General features: G+C 72.7%; 15 protein-coding genes. 7 read left to right on the top strand and 8 right to left on the bottom strand.

What is annotated here, in order from left to right:
• The first annotated feature begins 114 nt into the window (after nucleotides 1-114).
• Together D9598_RS05875 and D9598_RS05880 are read left to right on the top strand one after the other, a co-directional pair.
• A complete protein-coding gene (locus D9598_RS05875; protein WP_232476925.1) occupies nucleotides 115-1,356 on the top strand; it encodes an MFS transporter in 1,242 nt (413 codons plus the stop codon).
• A gap of 82 nt (nucleotides 1,357-1,438) precedes the next feature.
• Nucleotides 1,439-2,536 (top strand): 4-hydroxythreonine-4-phosphate dehydrogenase PdxA, encoded by a 1,098-nt coding sequence (locus tag D9598_RS05880; protein ID WP_232476926.1) that lies wholly within the window; start codon nucleotides 1,439-1,441, stop codon nucleotides 2,534-2,536.
• A 10-nt stretch (nucleotides 2,537-2,546) separates the two neighbouring features.
• On the opposite strand, the gene D9598_RS05885 is transcribed toward D9598_RS05880, so the two are convergent.
• The 3 genes from D9598_RS05885 to D9598_RS21355 all read right to left on the bottom strand — a co-directional run bounded on the left by D9598_RS05885 (nucleotide 2,547) and on the right by D9598_RS21355 (nucleotide 5,251).
• Nucleotides 2,547-3,509: a tripartite tricarboxylate transporter substrate binding protein gene (locus D9598_RS05885; RefSeq protein WP_198365449.1), complete on the bottom strand. Its 963-nt coding sequence runs from the start codon at nucleotides 3,507-3,509 to the stop codon at nucleotides 2,547-2,549.
• 81 nt (nucleotides 3,510-3,590) lie between these two features.
• Complete coding sequence (locus D9598_RS05890) at nucleotides 3,591-4,520, bottom strand: dihydrodipicolinate synthase family protein (protein ID WP_198365450.1); 930 nt, start codon at nucleotides 4,518-4,520, stop codon at nucleotides 3,591-3,593.
• The gene (locus D9598_RS21355) at nucleotides 4,517-5,251 is read right to left on the bottom strand and encodes a GntR family transcriptional regulator (protein ID WP_198365451.1); all 735 of its coding nucleotides are present in this window, start codon (nucleotides 5,249-5,251) and stop codon (nucleotides 4,517-4,519) included. The genes D9598_RS05890 and D9598_RS21355 overlap by 4 nt, the downstream gene beginning before the upstream one ends.
• 141 nt (nucleotides 5,252-5,392) lie before the next feature.
• Here D9598_RS21355 and D9598_RS05900 point away from each other — a divergent pair, with 141 nt between their 5' ends.
• On the top strand, nucleotides 5,393-5,941 hold the full coding sequence (locus D9598_RS05900; protein ID WP_198365452.1) for an OsmC family protein: 549 nt from the start codon (nucleotides 5,393-5,395) through the stop codon (nucleotides 5,939-5,941).
• 47 nt (nucleotides 5,942-5,988) lie between these two features.
• Here D9598_RS05900 and D9598_RS05905 read toward each other — a convergent pair whose 3' ends face one another.
• The 3 genes from D9598_RS05905 to D9598_RS05915 all read right to left on the bottom strand — a co-directional run bounded on the left by D9598_RS05905 (nucleotide 5,989) and on the right by D9598_RS05915 (nucleotide 8,767).
• Nucleotides 5,989-7,734: an L-lactate permease gene (locus D9598_RS05905; RefSeq protein ID WP_198365453.1), complete on the bottom strand. Its 1,746-nt coding sequence runs from the start codon at nucleotides 7,732-7,734 to the stop codon at nucleotides 5,989-5,991.
• A 139-nt stretch (nucleotides 7,735-7,873) separates the two neighbouring features.
• Nucleotides 7,874-8,242 (bottom strand): MarR family winged helix-turn-helix transcriptional regulator, encoded by a 369-nt coding sequence (locus tag D9598_RS05910; RefSeq protein ID WP_198365597.1) that lies wholly within the window; start codon nucleotides 8,240-8,242, stop codon nucleotides 7,874-7,876.
• 267 nt (nucleotides 8,243-8,509) lie between these two features.
• Complete coding sequence (locus D9598_RS05915) at nucleotides 8,510-8,767, bottom strand: hypothetical protein (protein ID WP_370591941.1); 258 nt, start codon at nucleotides 8,765-8,767, stop codon at nucleotides 8,510-8,512.
• 157 nt (nucleotides 8,768-8,924) lie between these two features.
• On the opposite strand from D9598_RS05915, the gene D9598_RS05920 reads away from it, so the two are divergent.
• The 3 genes from D9598_RS05920 (at nucleotide 8,925) to D9598_RS05930 (ending at nucleotide 13,153) form a co-directional block, all read left to right on the top strand.
• Nucleotides 8,925-9,653: a serine protease gene (locus tag D9598_RS05920; RefSeq protein WP_198365455.1), complete on the top strand. Its 729-nt coding sequence runs from the start codon at nucleotides 8,925-8,927 to the stop codon at nucleotides 9,651-9,653.
• A gap of 100 nt (nucleotides 9,654-9,753) precedes the next feature.
• A complete protein-coding gene (locus D9598_RS05925) occupies nucleotides 9,754-10,272 on the top strand; it encodes a hypothetical protein (RefSeq protein ID WP_198365456.1) in 519 nt (172 codons plus the stop codon).
• 76 nt (nucleotides 10,273-10,348) lie between these two features.
• Nucleotides 10,349-13,153 carry a phosphoenolpyruvate carboxylase gene (locus D9598_RS05930; protein WP_198365457.1) on the top strand — a complete coding sequence of 935 codons (2,805 nt, stop codon included), beginning with the start codon at nucleotides 10,349-10,351 and terminating at the stop codon, nucleotides 13,151-13,153.
• A 15-nt stretch (nucleotides 13,154-13,168) separates the two neighbouring features.
• Here D9598_RS05930 and D9598_RS05935 read toward each other — a convergent pair whose 3' ends face one another.
• A complete protein-coding gene (locus D9598_RS05935) occupies nucleotides 13,169-13,981 on the bottom strand; it encodes a transglutaminase family protein (RefSeq protein WP_198365458.1) in 813 nt (270 codons plus the stop codon).
• A gap of 616 nt (nucleotides 13,982-14,597) precedes the next feature.
• Here D9598_RS05935 and D9598_RS05940 point away from each other — a divergent pair.
• The gene (locus D9598_RS05940; protein ID WP_198365459.1) at nucleotides 14,598-15,644 is read left to right on the top strand and encodes a phytanoyl-CoA dioxygenase family protein; all 1,047 of its coding nucleotides are present in this window, start codon (nucleotides 14,598-14,600) and stop codon (nucleotides 15,642-15,644) included.
• A 106-nt stretch (nucleotides 15,645-15,750) separates the two neighbouring features.
• Here D9598_RS05940 and D9598_RS05945 read toward each other — a convergent pair whose 3' ends face one another.
• A complete protein-coding gene (locus D9598_RS05945; RefSeq protein ID WP_198365460.1) occupies nucleotides 15,751-16,140 on the bottom strand; it encodes a hypothetical protein in 390 nt (129 codons plus the stop codon).
• Between the last annotated feature and the right edge of the window lie 3 nt (nucleotides 16,141-16,143).

Here is a 16,143-nt window from a genome sequence, read left to right on the forward strand (position 1 = left end):
GCCATCCGGCCCGGCCGCGCCGGGGGCCTGCACGCACCGACGCTTCGTGATAGCAGGGCGGCGCGGCCGGTGCGCGAGCCGGTCCGCCGCGACGCAGAGCAGCAGAGGTCCCGCATGGCAGAGCCATCCTTTCCCCCGACCCGGCCGGCCGACCCGGATCAGGTCACGCCGGTCGGCTGGAAGGCCCTGGCGGGCTCCACCCTGGGCTATGCCATGGATGGCTTCGACCTGCTGATCCTGGGCTTCATGCTGCGCGCCATCTCGGCCGATCTCGGGCTCAGCCAGGCGCAGGCGGCCTCGCTGGTGACGGCGACGCTGGTCGGCGCGGTGATCGGCGGCATCGGCTTCGGCATGCTGTCGGACCGGCTCGGGCGCGTGCGGGTGCTGACCTGGACCATCGTGCTCTTCGCCGTCTTCACCGGCCTCTGCGCCTTCGCCCAGGGCTACTGGGACCTGCTGATCTACCGCACCATCGCCGGCATCGGCCTGGGCGGCGAGTTCGGCATCGGCATGGCGCTGGTGGCCGAGGCCTGGCCGGCCAGCAAGCGCGCGCGCGCCTCCTCCTATGTCGGCCTCGGCTGGCAGGCGGGCGTGCTGGCGGCGGCGCTCCTGACGCCGCTGCTGCTGCCCTCGATCGGCTGGCGCGGCATGTTCATCATCGGCCTGCTGCCCGCCTTCGCCGCCTATTTCATCCGCAAGAACCTGCACGAGCCGGAGGTCTTCGTCGCCCGCGCGGCGCGCCCCGGCCAGGCGCGATCCTCGCTGCGGCTGCTGGTGGCCGACCGCGAGACGACGCGGCGCAGCATCGGCATGGTCATCCTCTGCTCGGTGCAGAACTTCGGCTACTACGGCGTGATGATCTGGCTGCCGAACTACCTGTCGAGCCGCTTCGGCTTCGGGCTGACGCAGTCGGCGACCTGGACGGCGGTGACCATCCTCGGCATGGCCGCCGGCATCTACGCCTTCGGCCATGTGGCCGACCGCGTCGGCCGCAAGCCCGCCTTCTTCGGCTGGATGCTGGGCGCGGCCGTCATGGTCGTGGTCTATGCCGGGCTGACGGACCCCATGGCGCTGCTGATCGGCGGCGCCGTGATGGGCTTCTTCGTCAACGGCATGCTGGGTGGCTACGGCGCGCTGATGAGCGAGCTCTACCCGACGGCGGCGCGCGCCACGGCGCAGAACGTGCTGTTCAACATCGGCCGCGCGGTCGGCGGCTTCGGCCCGCTGGTGGTGGGCGCCGTGGCCGCCGCCTGGGGATTCCAGACCGCCATCGCGCTGCTGGCCGTGCTCTACCTGCTGGACATCCTGGCGATGTGGAGGCTGATCCCGGAGAAGCGTGGCGCCGAGCTGGCGTGAGCGGGCGGGCGGGATTTCCCCTTGCCATTCCGCGGCCAGGGCGGAGACTTCGGGAAAGCGCCAGAACCAGGGAGAAGCCGCCATGGCGGAAAGCCCGCACGACCCCGCCGACCGGCCCGTCATCGCCCTGGCCATGGGCGACCCGGCCGGCATCAGCCCCGAGCTGACCGCCCGTGTCCTGGCCGATCCCGAGGTGCTGCGCGCCGCCGGGCTGATCGTCATCGGGGACCGCAGGGTGCTGGAGGACGGCGCGCGCATCGCCGGCGTCACTCCCGACATCGCCGTCATCGCGCCCGAGGCGCCGCTGCCGCGCGACCTGTCGCGTCCGGTGCTGATCGACCTCGGCACGCTGGATCCGGCGACGGTCGCGCGCGGCAGGATCAGCGAGGCCGGCGGCCGCTTCGCCGCCGGGAACTACCGCCATGCCCTGGCGCTGGCCGCGCGGGGCGAGGCCGATGCCGTGGCCTTCACGCCCTTCAACAAGGCGGCGATGCGGCTCGCCGTGCCGGATTACGACGACGAGATCGCCTTCACGGCGCGGTTCATCGGCTTCGAGGGACAGGCCAAGGAGTTCAACGTGCTGGAGGGGCTGTGGAATGCCCGCGTCACCTCACACGTGCCGCTCTCCGGCGTGGCGCCGCTGATCACCCGCGGGGCCATCCTCGACAACCTGACCCTGACCGACCAGGCGCTGCGCGATTCCGGCCTGGCGCGGCCGCGCATCGCCGTCGCCGCGCTCAATCCGCATGCCGGCGATGGCGGCAATTTCGGACGCGAGGAGATCGATGTCATCGGTCCGGCGGTGGAGGAGGCCAAGGCGGCGGGCATCGCCTGCGACGGGCCCTTCCCCTCCGACACCGTGTTCCTGCGCGCCCGGCGCGGCGACTTCGACGCCGTGCTCACCATGTTCCACGACCAGGGGCAGATCGCCATGAAGCTGATCGGCTTCGAGCAGGGCGTGACCCTGCTGGGCGGCTTCCCATTCCCGATCTGCACGCCCGCGCATGGCACGGCCTATGAGATCGCCGGCCAGGGCGTCGCGCATCCGGGCGCCGCCCGCAATGCGCTGCTGCTCGCCGCCCGCATGGGCGCGGCGCGCCGCCGGCCCCGGCCGGAGGCGGCCACCTCGCTGGCCGCGGCGCGGGAGGCGATGCGGCCGGGCCGCGACACGGCCGCCTGAACGCCCGCCGCTACTGCTTCTCGATCCCGGCCTGCGTCACCACCTCCTGCCACTTGGCCAGCTCGGCGCGGACGAAGGCCTGGGCCTGCTCCGGCGTGCTGCCGACCGGCGTGGCGCCGAGCGCGGCGAAGCGCTCGCGGACACTGTCCACCTTGAGCTGCGCGGCGGCATCCGTGGCGATCTTCGTGGCGATGGGCCCCGGCAGGCCGGCGGGCGCGATGATGGCGCCCCAGGTGGCCGCCTCGAAGCCGGGCAGGCCGCTCTCCGCCACGGTGGGCAGGTCGGGCAGCGCCGGCACGCGCTGCGCGGCGGTGGTGGCGATGGCCTTCAGCTTGCCGCCCTGCACATGGCCGAGCACGGCGGGCAGAGTGTCGAACATGACGTCGACGCGGCGGCCGATCAGGTCGGGATGCGCGGCGGTGGAGCCGCGATAGGGCACGTTGACCATCGGCGCGCCGACGCGGTGGGCGAACATCTCGGCGGCCAGGTGCACGGCGCCGCCGGTATTGGCGAAGGTGACCTCGCCCGGCTTCGCCTTCACCATCGCCATCAGCTCCTGCACCGTGGCGGCGGGAAAGTCCGGCGCCGCCACCAGCACCAGCGGCACGGAGTAGATGACCGTGAGGACGGAGAAGTCCTGCAGCGTGTCGAAGGGGGTGGTGTAGAGCGCGGCGTTCACCGCGTGGTTGACCGAGACGAAGCCCAGCGTGTGGCCGTCGGCCGGCGCCTTGGCCACGGCGTCGCTGCCGACGATGCCGTTGGCGCCGGTGCGGTTCTCCACCACCACCGACTGCTTCCAGAGCGGCGTCAGCTTCTCCGCCAGCAGGCGCGCGGCGATGTCGGAGGCGCCGCCGGGGGTATAGGGCACGATGATGCGCACGGTCTGCCGGGGCCAGGCGGCCTCGGCGGCGCGGAGCGGCGGGGCGAGCAGGCCCAGCGGGGCCATCAGCGCGGTGCGGCGGGCGATCCTCATGGTCTTTGGCCTCTTGTTCCGTTTGTTCTGTGCTTGGACGTCGTGGCGCGCCCGGGGGGGCGGGTGCCCCCCCCTCCGGCTTCATGCGGCGGCGGTGGCGCGCAGCAGCCCCCATTCGCCGAGGCGCCCACGCAACTCCGCCTCGGCGCGCGGCGTCAGCGGCCAGGCGGAGGGCGGGCGGGTGGCGCCGCAATCATCGCCCATCATGCGCAGCGCCGCCTTCACGACCGAGACATTGGTGCCGTTCTGCTCCTCGGCCCGCAGCGCCTCGAAGGCGGACATGGTCTCGATCAGCGCGGCCGCCGTCTCGTAGTCGCCGGCGGCGAGCGCGGCGTGGATGGCGACCGAGTGCTCCGGCCAGACATTGATCAGGCCGGAGGTGTAGCCCCGCGCGCCGACGGCGTAGAAGGGCGGCGCCCAGGTCTCGGCCAGGCCGCCGACCCAGGCGATGCCCATGCCGCGGGTGGCGCGGATCATCTCGCCCAGGCGCAGCGGCGAGGGCGCCGCCCACTTCACGCCGACCACGCCCGGCACCTGGCAGAGCTTCAGGATGGCGTCCTGGCCGATGCCGTCGTTGCGCAGATAGAGCACGACCGGCAGGCCCTGGCCGGCCTCGGCCACGCGCTCGACATAGGCCACCACGCCGCGCGGCGAGACGAAGGGGTCGGGCGGCTGGTGCACCATCAGCGCGCTGGCGCCGGCGGCCCTCGAGGCGCGGGTCAGCGCCACGGCGTCATGGACCGAGCGGCCGATGCCGGCCAGCAGCGGCACGCGCCCGCCCACCTGCTCGGCGGCGACATGCACCATGCGCTCCGCCTCGGCCGTGGTCAGGCCGTAGAACTCGCTGGTGTTGCCATTGGCCACCAGCACATGCACCCCGGCGCCGATGGCGCGCTCCACCACCGGCCGCAGCCGGGCGGGGGCGAGCCGGTCCTCGTCGTCGAAGGGGGTGACGAGGATGCCGGAGATGCCGCCGAGCGCGGCGCCGAGCCGCGCGTGGTCCTGGGTCATCGGGGTGTTCCCTTGTCGATGGGTGTCCCGGAGGCCTCGGCGACGAGCGCGTCGAGGATGCCGCTGGCCTCCAGGGAGCGGTGGATATGCGCTCGCATGCGCGCCTCGGCCGCGGCCGGGTCGTGGCGGCGGATGGCGGCGACGATGCCGGCATGCTCGCGCCAGGCGCGACGCGGCTCCTGCGGCGTGGCGCGCAGCGCGCGCAGCCGGCCGAAATGGTCGTAGGCCCGCAGCGCCTCGAGCGAGCGCAGCAGGAAGGCATTGGCGGTCATGCCGTTGATCAGCTCATGGAACCGCTCATTGGCCTCGGCCAGCAGGGCGATGGCCGCGGCCCCGTCCCGGCTCAGGCCGCGCATGCGGGCGAGCTGCTCCTCCAGGGCGGCGACCTCCGCCGGCCCGGCCCGACGGGCGGCGAGGCCGGCGGCGGTGCCTTCGAGGGCGACGCGGATCAGCCCCATCTCGGCCAGCCGCTCCGGGGTGAACTCGACGACCAGCGTGCCGCGCCGCGGCAGGGTGACGACCATCCCCTCGGCCTCCAGCCGCCCCAGCGCCTCCCGCACCGGCTGGGCGGAGATGCCGAGGGACTGGGCGAGGGAGCGCTCCGAGACGCGCTCGCCGCCGGGCAGGCTGCCGTCCACGATGGCGTCGCGCAGGCGGCGATAGGCGCGCTCGGCCAGGGAGAGGACATCCTCGGCGGTCAGGGGCGGCAGGCCGGCGACGGGGGGAAGCATGCGGGAAGGTTTAGGTGTCGTGGCCTGAAACTGCAATAGCAGATTTCAGATGCCAGCTCCGCCTCGCTGGACAGCCCCCCGCCCGCTTGCGAGGCTGCACCGTCCGCGAACTCGGCGGTCGCCGGTCCCTGGGAGAACTCCATGACTGATCTGAACGAGTATCTGGCGCAGAAGCGCCTCGCCGTCCTGGCCAGGCAGAAGGCGGCGGAAGCCGATCCGCGCCCGGTCGCGGTGAAGGCGCGGGTGCGCGCCATGGGGCGCAGCGGCATCCGCGAGATCCGCATCCGCGACTTCCAGATCATCAGCGACAGCAAGCCGGATCTCGCCGGCTACGACCTCGGCCCGGGCTCGCCGGAGATGCAGCTCGGCGTGCTCGGTTCCTGCATCACGCATATCACCCTGATCCAGGCGGCGCTGCGCGAGGTGCCGCTCGACGCGGTGGAGGTGGAGGTCGAGGCGGACCAGCATCCGCCCGTGGGCGAGACGGCGACGCCGAGCGGTCCGCTGCACCCGCATAACATCCGCTACCGGCTGCGCCTCGAATCCACCGCGCCGCCCGAGACGCTGCGCTCGCTGCACGAGGCCATCGAGGCGGCCTGCCCGATCCTGAGCCTGCTGGTCAATCCGCAGAAGGTCGCGGGCGAGATGCTGCTGAACGGCGAGACGATCAGCCGCCTCTCGCGCGGCTGATCGGGGCGGCGCGGCCGGGGGAGGATCCCTCCCGCCGGCCGCCGGCCTTAATGCAGCACCATCGCGGTGAAGGGCGGCACATAGGCCTGGAGCGTCACCAGCAGCCCGACCAGCACCGCCAGAGCGATGGAGTGGAAGAAGACGTAGCGCAGGATGTCGCCCTCGTGGCCGAACCAGTTGGTGGCGGTGGAGGCGACGACGATGCTCTGGGCATCGATCATCTTGCCCATCACGCCGCCCGATGAATTGGCCGAGGCCATCAGCACCGGCGAGAGGCCGAGCTGTTCCGCCGTGATCTTCTGCAGGCCGCCGAACAGCACGTTCGAGGCGGTGTCGGAGCCGGTCAGGGCCACGCCGAGCCAGCCGAGCAGCGTGCCGAACAACGGGTAGAACACGCCGGTATTGGCGAAGGCGAGGCCCATCGTCGCGTCCAGCCCCGAATAGCGCGTCAGGTAGCCGAGGCCGAGCATGGCGGCGATGGTGATCAGCGAGTAGCGGACCCGCCAGATGGTGCTGCCATACTCGCGGATCAGCGCCAGCGGCGAGAAGCCCATCAGCAGCCCGCCCAGCACGGCGGCGGCGAGGATGCCGGTGCCGGTCATCGACAGCAGGCCGAAGGCGAAGACCGCGCCCTCCGGCACCGGCTCGGCGACGACGGGCGGCACCTTCACCACCATGCGGTGCAGCCCCTCGATCGGGAAGCTGGCCGACCAGAGGCCGTTCAGCAGGTTGCGCGTGCTCTGCAGCCCCCAGATGAAGACGAAGACCGTCAGGATCAGCCAGGGCATCCAGGAGCGCAGCACCGCGCCGCGGTCCTCCGCCGCCGCGCCGCCCGGCGTCATGCGCGCCACGGGCGGGGCGTCCATCATCTCGCCGCCATGGCCGGTGCGGGCCGCGGCGGGGGCGGTGCCGCGCGCCGCCGCCTTGGCCGCCACATCGGCTTCCGCCCGGCCGCGCAGCGAGGGATCGCGCCAGATCCGCTTCGGCTGCCAGACGCGCATGAAGCCGACCAGACAGGCCATCGAGACCAGCGCCGCGATCACGTCCACCAGATAGGGGCCATGGTAGTTCGAGACGAGGAACTGCGGCACGGCGAAGGAGACGCCGGTGACCAGGATGGCGGGCCAGATCTCGATCATCCCCCGCCAGCCGGCGAAGGCCCAGATCAGCCAGAAAGGCACCAGGACCGAGAAGAAGGGCAGCTGGCGCCCGATCATCGCCGAGAGGGTGTAGACATCGAGCCCGGTGACGCCGGCCAGCGCGATGACCGGCGTGCCCAGCGCGCCGAAGGCCACCGGCGCGGTGTTGGCGATCAGCGACAGGCCGGAGGCGGCGAGCGGCGAGAAGCCCAGGCCGATCAGCAGCGCCGCGGTGACCGCGACCGGCGTGCCGAAGCCGGCCGCGCCCTCGAAGAAGGCGCCGAAGGCGAAGGCGATCAGCAGCAGTTGCAGCCGCCGGTCCTCGGTGATGCCGCCGATGGAGCGTTGCAGGATCTCGAAGGAGCCGTTCACCACCGTCAGCCGGTAGAGGAAGATGATGTTCAACACGATCCAGCCGATCGGGAACAGGCCGGAGAGGATGCCGAGCAACGTGGCGCGCCCGGCGATGCCGCCCGGCATGCCGAAGACGAAGACGGCGACGAGGAAGGCGACGAGGAGGGCGGAGATCGCCGCCCAGTGCGCCGGCACCTTCAGGAAGGCCAGGGCGATGAGCATGGTGGCGACGGGAATCGCCGCCACCAGGGCGGAAAGCAGGATCGACCCGAAGGGATCGTAGAACTGGTTCCACGGCATTCGAACTGGGCTCCCGGAGGGTGGTGGCACGGTTGTCGCGGTGGCGAATCGGCTCCGCCCCCGCATGATGCACGCCCCCGGCGGAGGCTGTGACATTCTGTTTCAAATCCCCCCGGCCGTTCTTGGCTTCACGGATGTTTCAACCTCCCCGCCCGGGCGGCCGGGGCAGGTCCGCGGCGCGGCGGTGGAGCCTGGTCAGGATGGTGTCGAGCGCCGCCAGCTCCCCGGCCGAGAGCGCCCCCGCCAGCTCCGCCTGCAGGGCGCGGGCGCGCGGCACGATGCGGCGGTACAGCGCCTCGCCCCGCCGCGAGAGCCGCAGCCGCTGGGCGCGCCGGTCGCCCGGCAGCGGCTCGCGCCGGATCAGCGCCTTGCCGTCCAGGCGGATCACGGCGCGGCTGACCTTCAGCCGGTCCATCTCCGTGCGGGCGATCACCGCCTGGGTGGAGAGCGGCTCGCCCTCGCCCAGCACCGCCAGGACGCGCCATTCCGGGATGCTGGATCGAGGCAGGAAGGGCTAGAGGTGGGAAGGGGCGGGGCGGTGGGACCTCCCCTTCGAGGGGGGAGGCCCGGGCCGGCTCACATCAGGCCCGTCGCCACGCTCCACAGCAGTGCCATGAACAGCACGGCCACAACGGCGGCCAGCTGGATCGGATTTCCCAAAGGCCCTTTCTCCCTCCAACGGCCGGGTCAGAGCCCGGTCCCGGAGGGTAGCTAGCAGATTCTTACTGAAAGAAACAATGCGTGACCGTGGTCCGCTCCCGGGAGGACAGGGCGGTCAGAGATAGGGCGGCTGCCGCACCAGCCCGGCCTCGGCGAAGTATTCCTCGTTCCGCAGCGCCCAGAGGCGCTCGTGGGCAGCGACCAGTGTCTCCGCGTTCCAGCGGAAATTGCGGTCGGCCGGGCTGCGGAAGACCACCCTCTCCAGCACATGAAGCAGATCCCGCGCCACCTCCAGGTCCTTCTGGTCGCAGGCCTGGTGGAAGGCCATCCAGAGCTTGTCGGAGAGGCGGCGCGTCTGCCGTGTGGGGGGCACGCCGCTTTTCGGGGAGCGCGAAAGGTGGGACATGACAGGCCTCGGGCTGGACACTTCTCCTATAACGAACCCGGGTGGTATTCCAGCGTTGAGAGTGTCTCATGAGTTGTGCGTGACGGGGATTTCTTACCGCTGGCGCGAGAGAGGCGGGCGGGCCTTGGCCCTCCTCCTCGCCACGCCCCTGGCCCTGCTCCCGGCCACCGGCCTGGCGGCCGAGCCGCTGCTGCCGCGCGCCCAGCGCCCCGGCCTGGGCGCCGAGGACCCCCGCCGCCCGGTGACGGCGGAGGAGGCGCCCTGGAGCGGCCTGGCGCGGGTGCAGACCACGCTCGGCGGCCGCTGCACCGGCGCCCTGGTCGGGCCGAGGCTGGTGCTGACCGCCGCGCATTGCCTCGCCGCGCGCGCCGGCCGCTGGGTGCGGCCGGGCTCGGTGCATGTGCTGGTGGGCTACCACCTCGGGGAATGGGCGCTCCATGCCCGTGTGGAAGCCTTCGAGACCGGCGCGGCGGCCCCCGCATCCGGCGCGCCGGGCGGGGACTGGGCGTTGTTGCGGCTGGACCGCGACCTCGCCGGCCCGGAGCGTGTGCTGCCGTTGCTGCGCGATCCACCGCCGCGGGGGGCGCCGGCGATGCTGGGCGGCTACCAGCAGGACCGCGCCGAGCGGCTGATGGCCGACACCGACTGCCGGCTGCTCGGGCCGGCGCGCGACGCGACCGGCCGGCCCCTGCTGCGCCATGGCTGTTCCGGGACGCGCGGCAGCAGCGGCGCGCCCCTGCTGACGCGCGACGGCGAGGGACGCTGGGCGGTGGCGGGGGTCGTGGTGATGGCGGAGGCGCGGCGGGCGGGCGGCATCGCGGTTCCGGTCGGCGCCATCGGCCCGCTGCGCTGAAGGCAGCGCGGTAATTGAGAATGAATTGCAATTGCAGAAAGACGGCGCCAAGATGCGGCCTCCGGCGCCGCCGCGCCCAGCCATCCCGCAGGGGAGAGTCATGTCGCCATCCCGCTCCGACTCCGTCCGCCATCTGCCGATGTTCGAGCACGCCCTGCTCTGGGCGATGCGCTTCTGGGGCTGGCAATGCCGCGGATGCTGCGCGGCGCCCTCGGCCCGCATCGGCCAGGTCTTCGCCGATCTCGGCGCGCCGGAGGCGGCGGCGGATTTCCACGGCATGATGCGCGGCCTCTTCGCGACCCGGAGCGGGCAGCCCCGCCTGTCCCCGCTGGGCGACACGGCCCTGGCCCCGGATGAGCGGCTGCTGCTGGACGTGCTGGCGCTGCAGCAGGCGCGCCGCTCGGCCGAGGGCGTGGCGCTGCTCGGCATGCTGATCCCGCACGACCGGGCGCTGACCGGCTATGCGTGCATCGTGCGCCTGATCGCGGCCTTCAACGCGGCGGGGCACCGGCTGGAGCGGCCCCTGGCCGCGGCCTCGGCAGGCCCGCTGGTCGTCTGGCCCGCACCGGTGGCGGCCCGGCGCCACGCCGATCCGGTGGCCTCCCGCCCCGCCGACTGATCCGCGCCCGATCCGGAAGGAACGGCCCGAAAGAAACGGCAGACAAACCGGCCTCGCGGGTGCAGCATCGGCGGCCATGCCGAATGTGACCGAAGCCGAGCTGATCGGCCTGGTGGCTGCCGCGCGGTCCGCCGCGCGCGGCGATCCCTTCGCCAATCCCGCCCTGTCCGTGGCCCTGGCGCTGAGCCGCCGGCTGGATGACGGCCAGGCCAGCCATGCCGAGCTGGCGGCGACGCTGCGCCAGATCGGCCGCGCCGCCTTCGCGGACAAGGCCCGCCGCCTGGCGCGCGGCGCCGGGCCGAAGGGCGCCGACGCGGCGCTGGCCGCCATCGCCACGCGCATCGCCCGCCCCGACCCGGATGACAGCCCGGTGCCGCTGGCGGTCTTTCGCGCCGCCTGCGAACGGCCGCGCGCCGCCGCCGTCTTCACCGCGCATCCGACCTTCAGCCTGCCGCGCGCCACCGCCCAGGCCCTGGCCCAGGCGGCAGGCGGTATCGATCCGCCCGACCCGCTGCCGCTGCGCCCGACCGCCCCCACCCTGGAGGACGAGTTCGAGCAGGCCGCCGCCGCCATGGCCAATGGCCGCGACGCGCTGGACCGGCTTGCCGCCGCCTTCCTCGGCACCGCCCGCGCCATCTGGCCCGATCGCTGGACGCAGCTCGACCCCCGCCCGGTGCTGCTGGCCTCCTGGGTCGGCTACGACACCGACGGCCGCACCGATATCGGCTGGCAGGACACGCTGCGGCTGCGGCTGCGGATGAAGCGGCTGCAGCTCGCCCGCCTGGCCGCCCAGCTCGCCGCCCTGCCGGAGCCCTGCACCGCGGCGCTTCGGGCCCGCGTCGCCGAGGCGCTGGCGGCGGTGCGGACGCAGATCGAGGCCTGCCCGCCTCCCGGCGCGGTGATGCCGGAGCGCGCCCAGGCCTTCGCCCATGCGCTGGTCGGGCTGCGCGACGTGGCGCTGAGCACCCCGGCGCCGCTGCTGGCGCTGTTCCCGGCCGCCATCGCCGCGGCGCCCGAGGATCAGGCGCGCCTCGCCCTCTGCGTCGCCCGCGCCGGCCTCGTCGCGCATGGCCTCTCGCTGGCCCATACCCAGGTGCGGCTGAACGCGGCGCAGCTGCACAACGCCGCCCGGCTGCGCTTCCCCCATCTCGGCAATCCCGAGGACCCGGCGCGGCGCCGCGCCCTCTTCGCCGCCATCAACACCGCGCTGGAGGAGGCGGCGGCCGAGCCGGTCGATATCGGGGGGCTGATGGCACAGCAGGCCTCGGCCACCCGGCTGATGATGACGGTGGCGCAGATCGCCAAGCACATCGACGCCAGCCAGCCGATCCGCTTCCTCGTCGCCGAGACCGAGAGCGGCTACACCCTGCTCGCCGCCCTGCTGCTGGCCCGCCTCACCGGGGTCGAGGACCAGGTCGAGATCTCGCCGCTCTTCGAGACCGCCGAGGCGCTGGAGCGGCGCGGCGAGCGGGTGGTGGAGGAGGCGCTGCGCAGCCCGCAGTTCCGCGCCCATCTGCGGCGCGTCGGCCGGCTCTGCCTGCAGTTCGGCTATTCCGATTCCGGCCGCTACATCGGCCAGATCGCCGCCACCCAGCTGATCGAGCGGCTCAAGCTGCGGGTCATCGACCTGCTGGCGCGGCACGGGCTGGACGATCTCGAGGTGGTGCTCTTCGACACCCATGGCGAAGGGTTGGGACGCGGCGGCCATCCGGACGGGCTGGCGGCGCGCTTCGACTACCTGGACCCGCCGGCGGTGCGGGCCGCCTTCGCCCTGCGGGGCATCCACGCCCGGCTGGAGACGGCCTTCCAGGGCGGCGACGGCTATCTCTATTTCGGCACGCCCTCGCTCGCCCATGCGGCGGTGGCGCGCATCGCCGAGCATGCCTTCGCGCCGCCCTCGGCCGGGACGCCCGAGGGCGAGCCGGACCCGGTCTATGCCGAGGGCGGCTTCGCCTCGGATCTCTTCGCCGGCGCCCGCGCCGCCTTTGGCGCGCTGGTGGAGGACCCCGGCTATGCCGTGCTGCTCGGGGCCTTCGGCACCGCGCTGCTCGACCCCACCGGCTCGCGCCCGGCGGCGCGGCAGAGCGAGACCGGCGGGCCGGTCACCATCCGCCATGTGCGCGAGTTGCGCGCCATCCCCAACAACGCCGTGCTGCAGCAGCTCGGCTTCCTGGCCAATCTGATGCACGGGCTGGGCAAGGGCGCGGTGCAGGAGGTCGAGGCCTTCGCCGAGCTGATGCGCCGCAGCCCGCGCTTCGCCAATGCCATGGCCTTCGCCCGCGCCGGCCTCGCGCTCTCGGACACGCAGGTGCTGCGTGGCTATGTCGCCAGCCTCGATCCCGGCACCTGGCTCGACCGCGCGGCGCAGACCCGCCGGCCCGGCCGGGCCGAGGCGCTGGTCGCCGTCGCCCGGGCACTGGAGACGCTCGGCCTCGGCGATCCGGCGCGCGGGGTGTTCCGCCGCCTCAAGGTCGACGACCTGGCGCTGCGCGCCGCCTGGCCGCGGGAGGAGGATGGCGACGAGCCGCGGATGAGCGACCGGCTCTTCGCCCTGCACGCGCTGCGCCTCTGCCTGATCCACCGCATCTGGCTGCTGGCGGTGGAGGTGCCGGATTTCTCGCCGCGCCATGGCATGACGCGGGAGGGGCTGGTGCAGCGGCTGCTGCGGCTCGACGTGCCCGCGGCGGTGGCGCTGCTCGACGAGGTCTTCCCGGCCGCCGAGCCGCCGGGATCGGCGCTCGACTTCGCCGAGCCGCCGGCGCCGCGCCATGGCGGCTATGGCCGCGAGCAGCGCGAGATCACCCAGCCGCTGGGCGAGCTTTTCGCGCTGGTGCGGGAGGTCAGCGCCGTGATCAGCCTGGAATGCGGCGCCTTCGGCTGAGGTGCCGCCCCGCCCTCAGCCGCCGATCACCTCGTCCGTCACCACCTGGAACTTCGCCAGGATGTTCGGCCCGAAGGTGGTGCTGATGGCGACGTCGGTGGCGTCGCGCCCGCGCGCCATCAGGATGCGGCCGATGCGCGGCGTGTTGTGGCGCGCGTCGAAGGTGTACCAGCGGTCGCCGAGCCAGACCTCGAACCAGGCGGAGAAGTCCATCGGCGCGTCCACCGGCGGTATGCCGATGTCGCCGAGATAGCCGGTGCAGTAGCGCGCCGGGATGTTCATGCAGCGGCAGAGCGTGACAGCGAGATGCGCGAAGTCGCGGCAGACGCCGACGCGTTGCTCGAAGGCGCCGGAGGCGGTGCGCGTCGGGTCGGCATAGGGGTAGCCGAAGGTGATGTGGTTGTGGGTGAAGTCGCAGATCGCCTGCACCATGCCCCAGCCCGGCTGCAGATGGCCGAAGAGCGACCATGCGGTGTTCGTCAGCCGGTCGGTGTCGCAGTAGCGGCTGCCGAGCAGGAAGACGAGCATGTCATCCGGCAGCTGCTCCACCGGGTGCTGCCGCGCCCAGGGCTCCACCGCATCCGGCAGGCCGGAATCCTGCACGTTGAAGTTGGTGAAAAGGGTCAGCCGCCCGGCCGGCGCCACCACCCGGGTGCAGCGGTTGCCGAAGCTGTCGTAATAGGTGCGCTGGCTGACCGGCGGGTCGAGCTGCAGCAGGTTCGGACCACGGATGTCGGAATCGCGCGAGGGATGCGTGCTGAGCATCAGCAGCATCGGCGTCGGTTGCGGGCAATCATAGGCGATCTCGAAGCCCGCGTTGATCAGCATGGGGCATTCTTCTCCGGCAGGGGGGCGGGGGAGGCAGGGCGGAGCGCTGGAGGCCAGGGGCGGAAACCGCGCCATGGCGGAAACCGGCCGGGCGGGCCGAGGTTTCGTGGCGGCTGCGGGGACGGGACGCGGCCCGGGCAAGGACAGGAAGGCAAGGCACGGACCTCCCGCGAAAACGGCATGGTGCCCTTCGTCCAGCCTGGCCCGGGCGCCGTCCCATCGGGAGAACGTGGCCTCGGGGAGCCGTCCGGGCACCGGGCGGATTATTGCTCACAGGCCCTGTGCGGGCGCATTTCCCCAGTGCCGCCATCCTCTGGCGGCCGTGCCCTTTGTGGCCCTTCGTCACGAATTTTGGCATGCCGGCGCTATCGGCGCCAAGGCTTTATGGGGTCATCGACCCTGGGGCGGCGGCGCAGGAACGGGAGACACGAAACCGGGAGGAAAATGGAAGTTTCATCAAATCCCCCTTAAATGAGAGAAAGTTTCCTGAAATACACAATGTCGCATTTTCTGCATGAGCTTCGGCGTGTCAGCGTGTCGCCTGCAACCTCGCAGGGCGGCACGGGCCGCCGCGCGCACAGGCCGCTGGTCGGCCTTCCTTCTCAGGAGACGGCTCATGCAGGTGCCCACCCCCCTCGAAACCCTGATCGATATCCCCAACGCCCTCGCGGAGGACCGGACCTATTTCCAGCCCGACGAGACGGCGGCGGCGCTCGGATACTACCGCCGCGAGGGCTATGTGGTGATCCGCGGCCTGCTGCCCGCCGCGCTCTGCGACGACATCCGCGCCGCCTTCCACGCGCAGGTGCGGCCCTCGGCCACGCCCATCCTGCGCCAGAAGAACATGCGCTACGAACGCAACCGGTTCGATGCCGACGGCTTCCTCGCCAATCCGATCTTCAACGTGCAGGACCTGCAGACCAGCCGCCACGGCCGCTTCAGGGAGCGCGCCCTGGCGGCGGTGACGCAGGCCCGCGTCGGCGCGCTGACCTCGGCGCTGATCGGCGCCGGCCGCACCAAGCTGATCCAGACCATGTTCTTCGAGGCCCCCGCCGGCACCTGGGCGCATCAGGACAGCTACTACCAGGACAGCGCCGTGGCGCTCGGCCGCTGTATCGCCGGCTGGTACGCGCTCGAGGATGTGCATGCCGCCGCCGGGCGCTTCTATGTCTGCCCGCGCAGCCACGTCACCGTGCCGGTGCTGCGCAATGCGGGGGAGTACGACTTCGCCACCGGCCATGACCGCTACCGCCGCGCCGTGCTGGAGGTGATGCGGCGCGAGGGGCTGGAGATCCGCGCGCCCTTCCTGGCCAAGGGCGACGTGCTGTTCTGGAACTCGCTGACCGTGCATGGCAGCTTCGCCCCGGCCGGGCGGGGCGTCTCCCGCGCCTCGCTCACCGCGCACTACCTGCCGGAGGGTGACGACATGCTGCAATTCCACACCCGCGTGCGGCACCAGCGGATGATCACGGTGAACGGCATGCCGGTGGCGCAGCTGCACGACCAGGACCGGCTGGGAAACCGCCTGGTGCGCGGTATCGCCGCTCATGCGCCCGGCCCCTGGGCGGCGGCGCGCAAGCTCGCCATGCGGGGCCTGTTCCTGGCCGGCAAGATGAGGCGGCGGCGGGAGGCGGCCCAGGGCCAGGTCAGCCCGGCGGAGTGAGGCCAGCGGAATAAGGAGGGCGCCGAAGGCGGGGGCCTCCATCCGGCCGCGCATGGTTCACCGGACTATCCGGCTCCGGTCCGGTCGGACCCCCGCCGCCTCGCCCTCACTCGCCCCGCGGCAGCGCGCGCAGGGCCCGCGCCATGGCCCAGAGGCCGAGCGCCAGCAACAGGGCCAGAAGCACCGGGTAGAAGACCGCGCCGGCCTTCTCCCGCCCGTGCAGGACGTATTCGGCGTTCTGCGACAGCAGGGTGAGCATCAGCCCCGAGAACACGCCCCAGGCGGCGAGCAGCCGCGCCGCGCCGCCACGCCAGCCGGCCCAGAGCAGGAGGGCGGCCACGGCCAGCTCGTCCAGCGCCAGGGGGACGAAGGCGGCGGTGCCGGCACGGCGGGCGATCTCGCCGCCCGCCACCAGGACCGCCATCAGCACGGCCAGCCCGCGCAGCGACAGGATATGCCCGCGCAGCGACAGGACCCGCGCGCGCAGCGGTCGCATGCG

The sequence above is a fragment of the Roseomonas sp. KE0001 genome, assembly GCF_016107285.1.
Classification (GTDB): Bacteria; Pseudomonadota; Alphaproteobacteria; order Acetobacterales; family Acetobacteraceae; genus Pseudoroseomonas.

Bases quoted from the DNA above. Each gene is read 5' to 3' on its own strand.
- D9598_RS05890 (WP_198365450.1), bottom strand. From the start codon at position 4,520: ATGACCCAGGACCACGCGCGGCTCGGCGCCGCGCTCGGCGGCATCTCC.
- D9598_RS05905 (WP_198365453.1), bottom strand. From the start codon at position 7,734: ATGCCGTGGAACCAGTTCTACGATCCCTTCGGGTCGATCCTGCTTTCC.
- D9598_RS05935 (WP_198365458.1), bottom strand. From the start codon at position 13,981: ATGCTGATCAACGCGGGCTTCGAGATCGCCTATGATTGCCCGCAACCG.
- D9598_RS05885 (WP_198365449.1), bottom strand. From the start codon at position 3,509: ATGAGGATCGCCCGCCGCACCGCGCTGATGGCCCCGCTGGGCCTGCTC.
- D9598_RS05875 (WP_232476925.1), top strand. From the start codon at position 115: ATGGCAGAGCCATCCTTTCCCCCGACCCGGCCGGCCGACCCGGATCAG.
- D9598_RS05930 (WP_198365457.1), top strand. From the start codon at position 10,349: ATGCCGAATGTGACCGAAGCCGAGCTGATCGGCCTGGTGGCTGCCGCG.
- D9598_RS21355 (WP_198365451.1), bottom strand. From the start codon at position 5,251: ATGCTTCCCCCCGTCGCCGGCCTGCCGCCCCTGACCGCCGAGGATGTC.
- D9598_RS05880 (WP_232476926.1), top strand. From the start codon at position 1,439: ATGGCGGAAAGCCCGCACGACCCCGCCGACCGGCCCGTCATCGCCCTG.
- D9598_RS05900 (WP_198365452.1), top strand. From the start codon at position 5,393: ATGACTGATCTGAACGAGTATCTGGCGCAGAAGCGCCTCGCCGTCCTG.
- D9598_RS05925 (WP_198365456.1), top strand. From the start codon at position 9,754: ATGTCGCCATCCCGCTCCGACTCCGTCCGCCATCTGCCGATGTTCGAG.
- D9598_RS05940 (WP_198365459.1), top strand. From the start codon at position 14,598: ATGCAGGTGCCCACCCCCCTCGAAACCCTGATCGATATCCCCAACGCC.
- D9598_RS05945 (WP_198365460.1), bottom strand. From the start codon at position 16,140: ATGCGACCGCTGCGCGCGCGGGTCCTGTCGCTGCGCGGGCATATCCTG.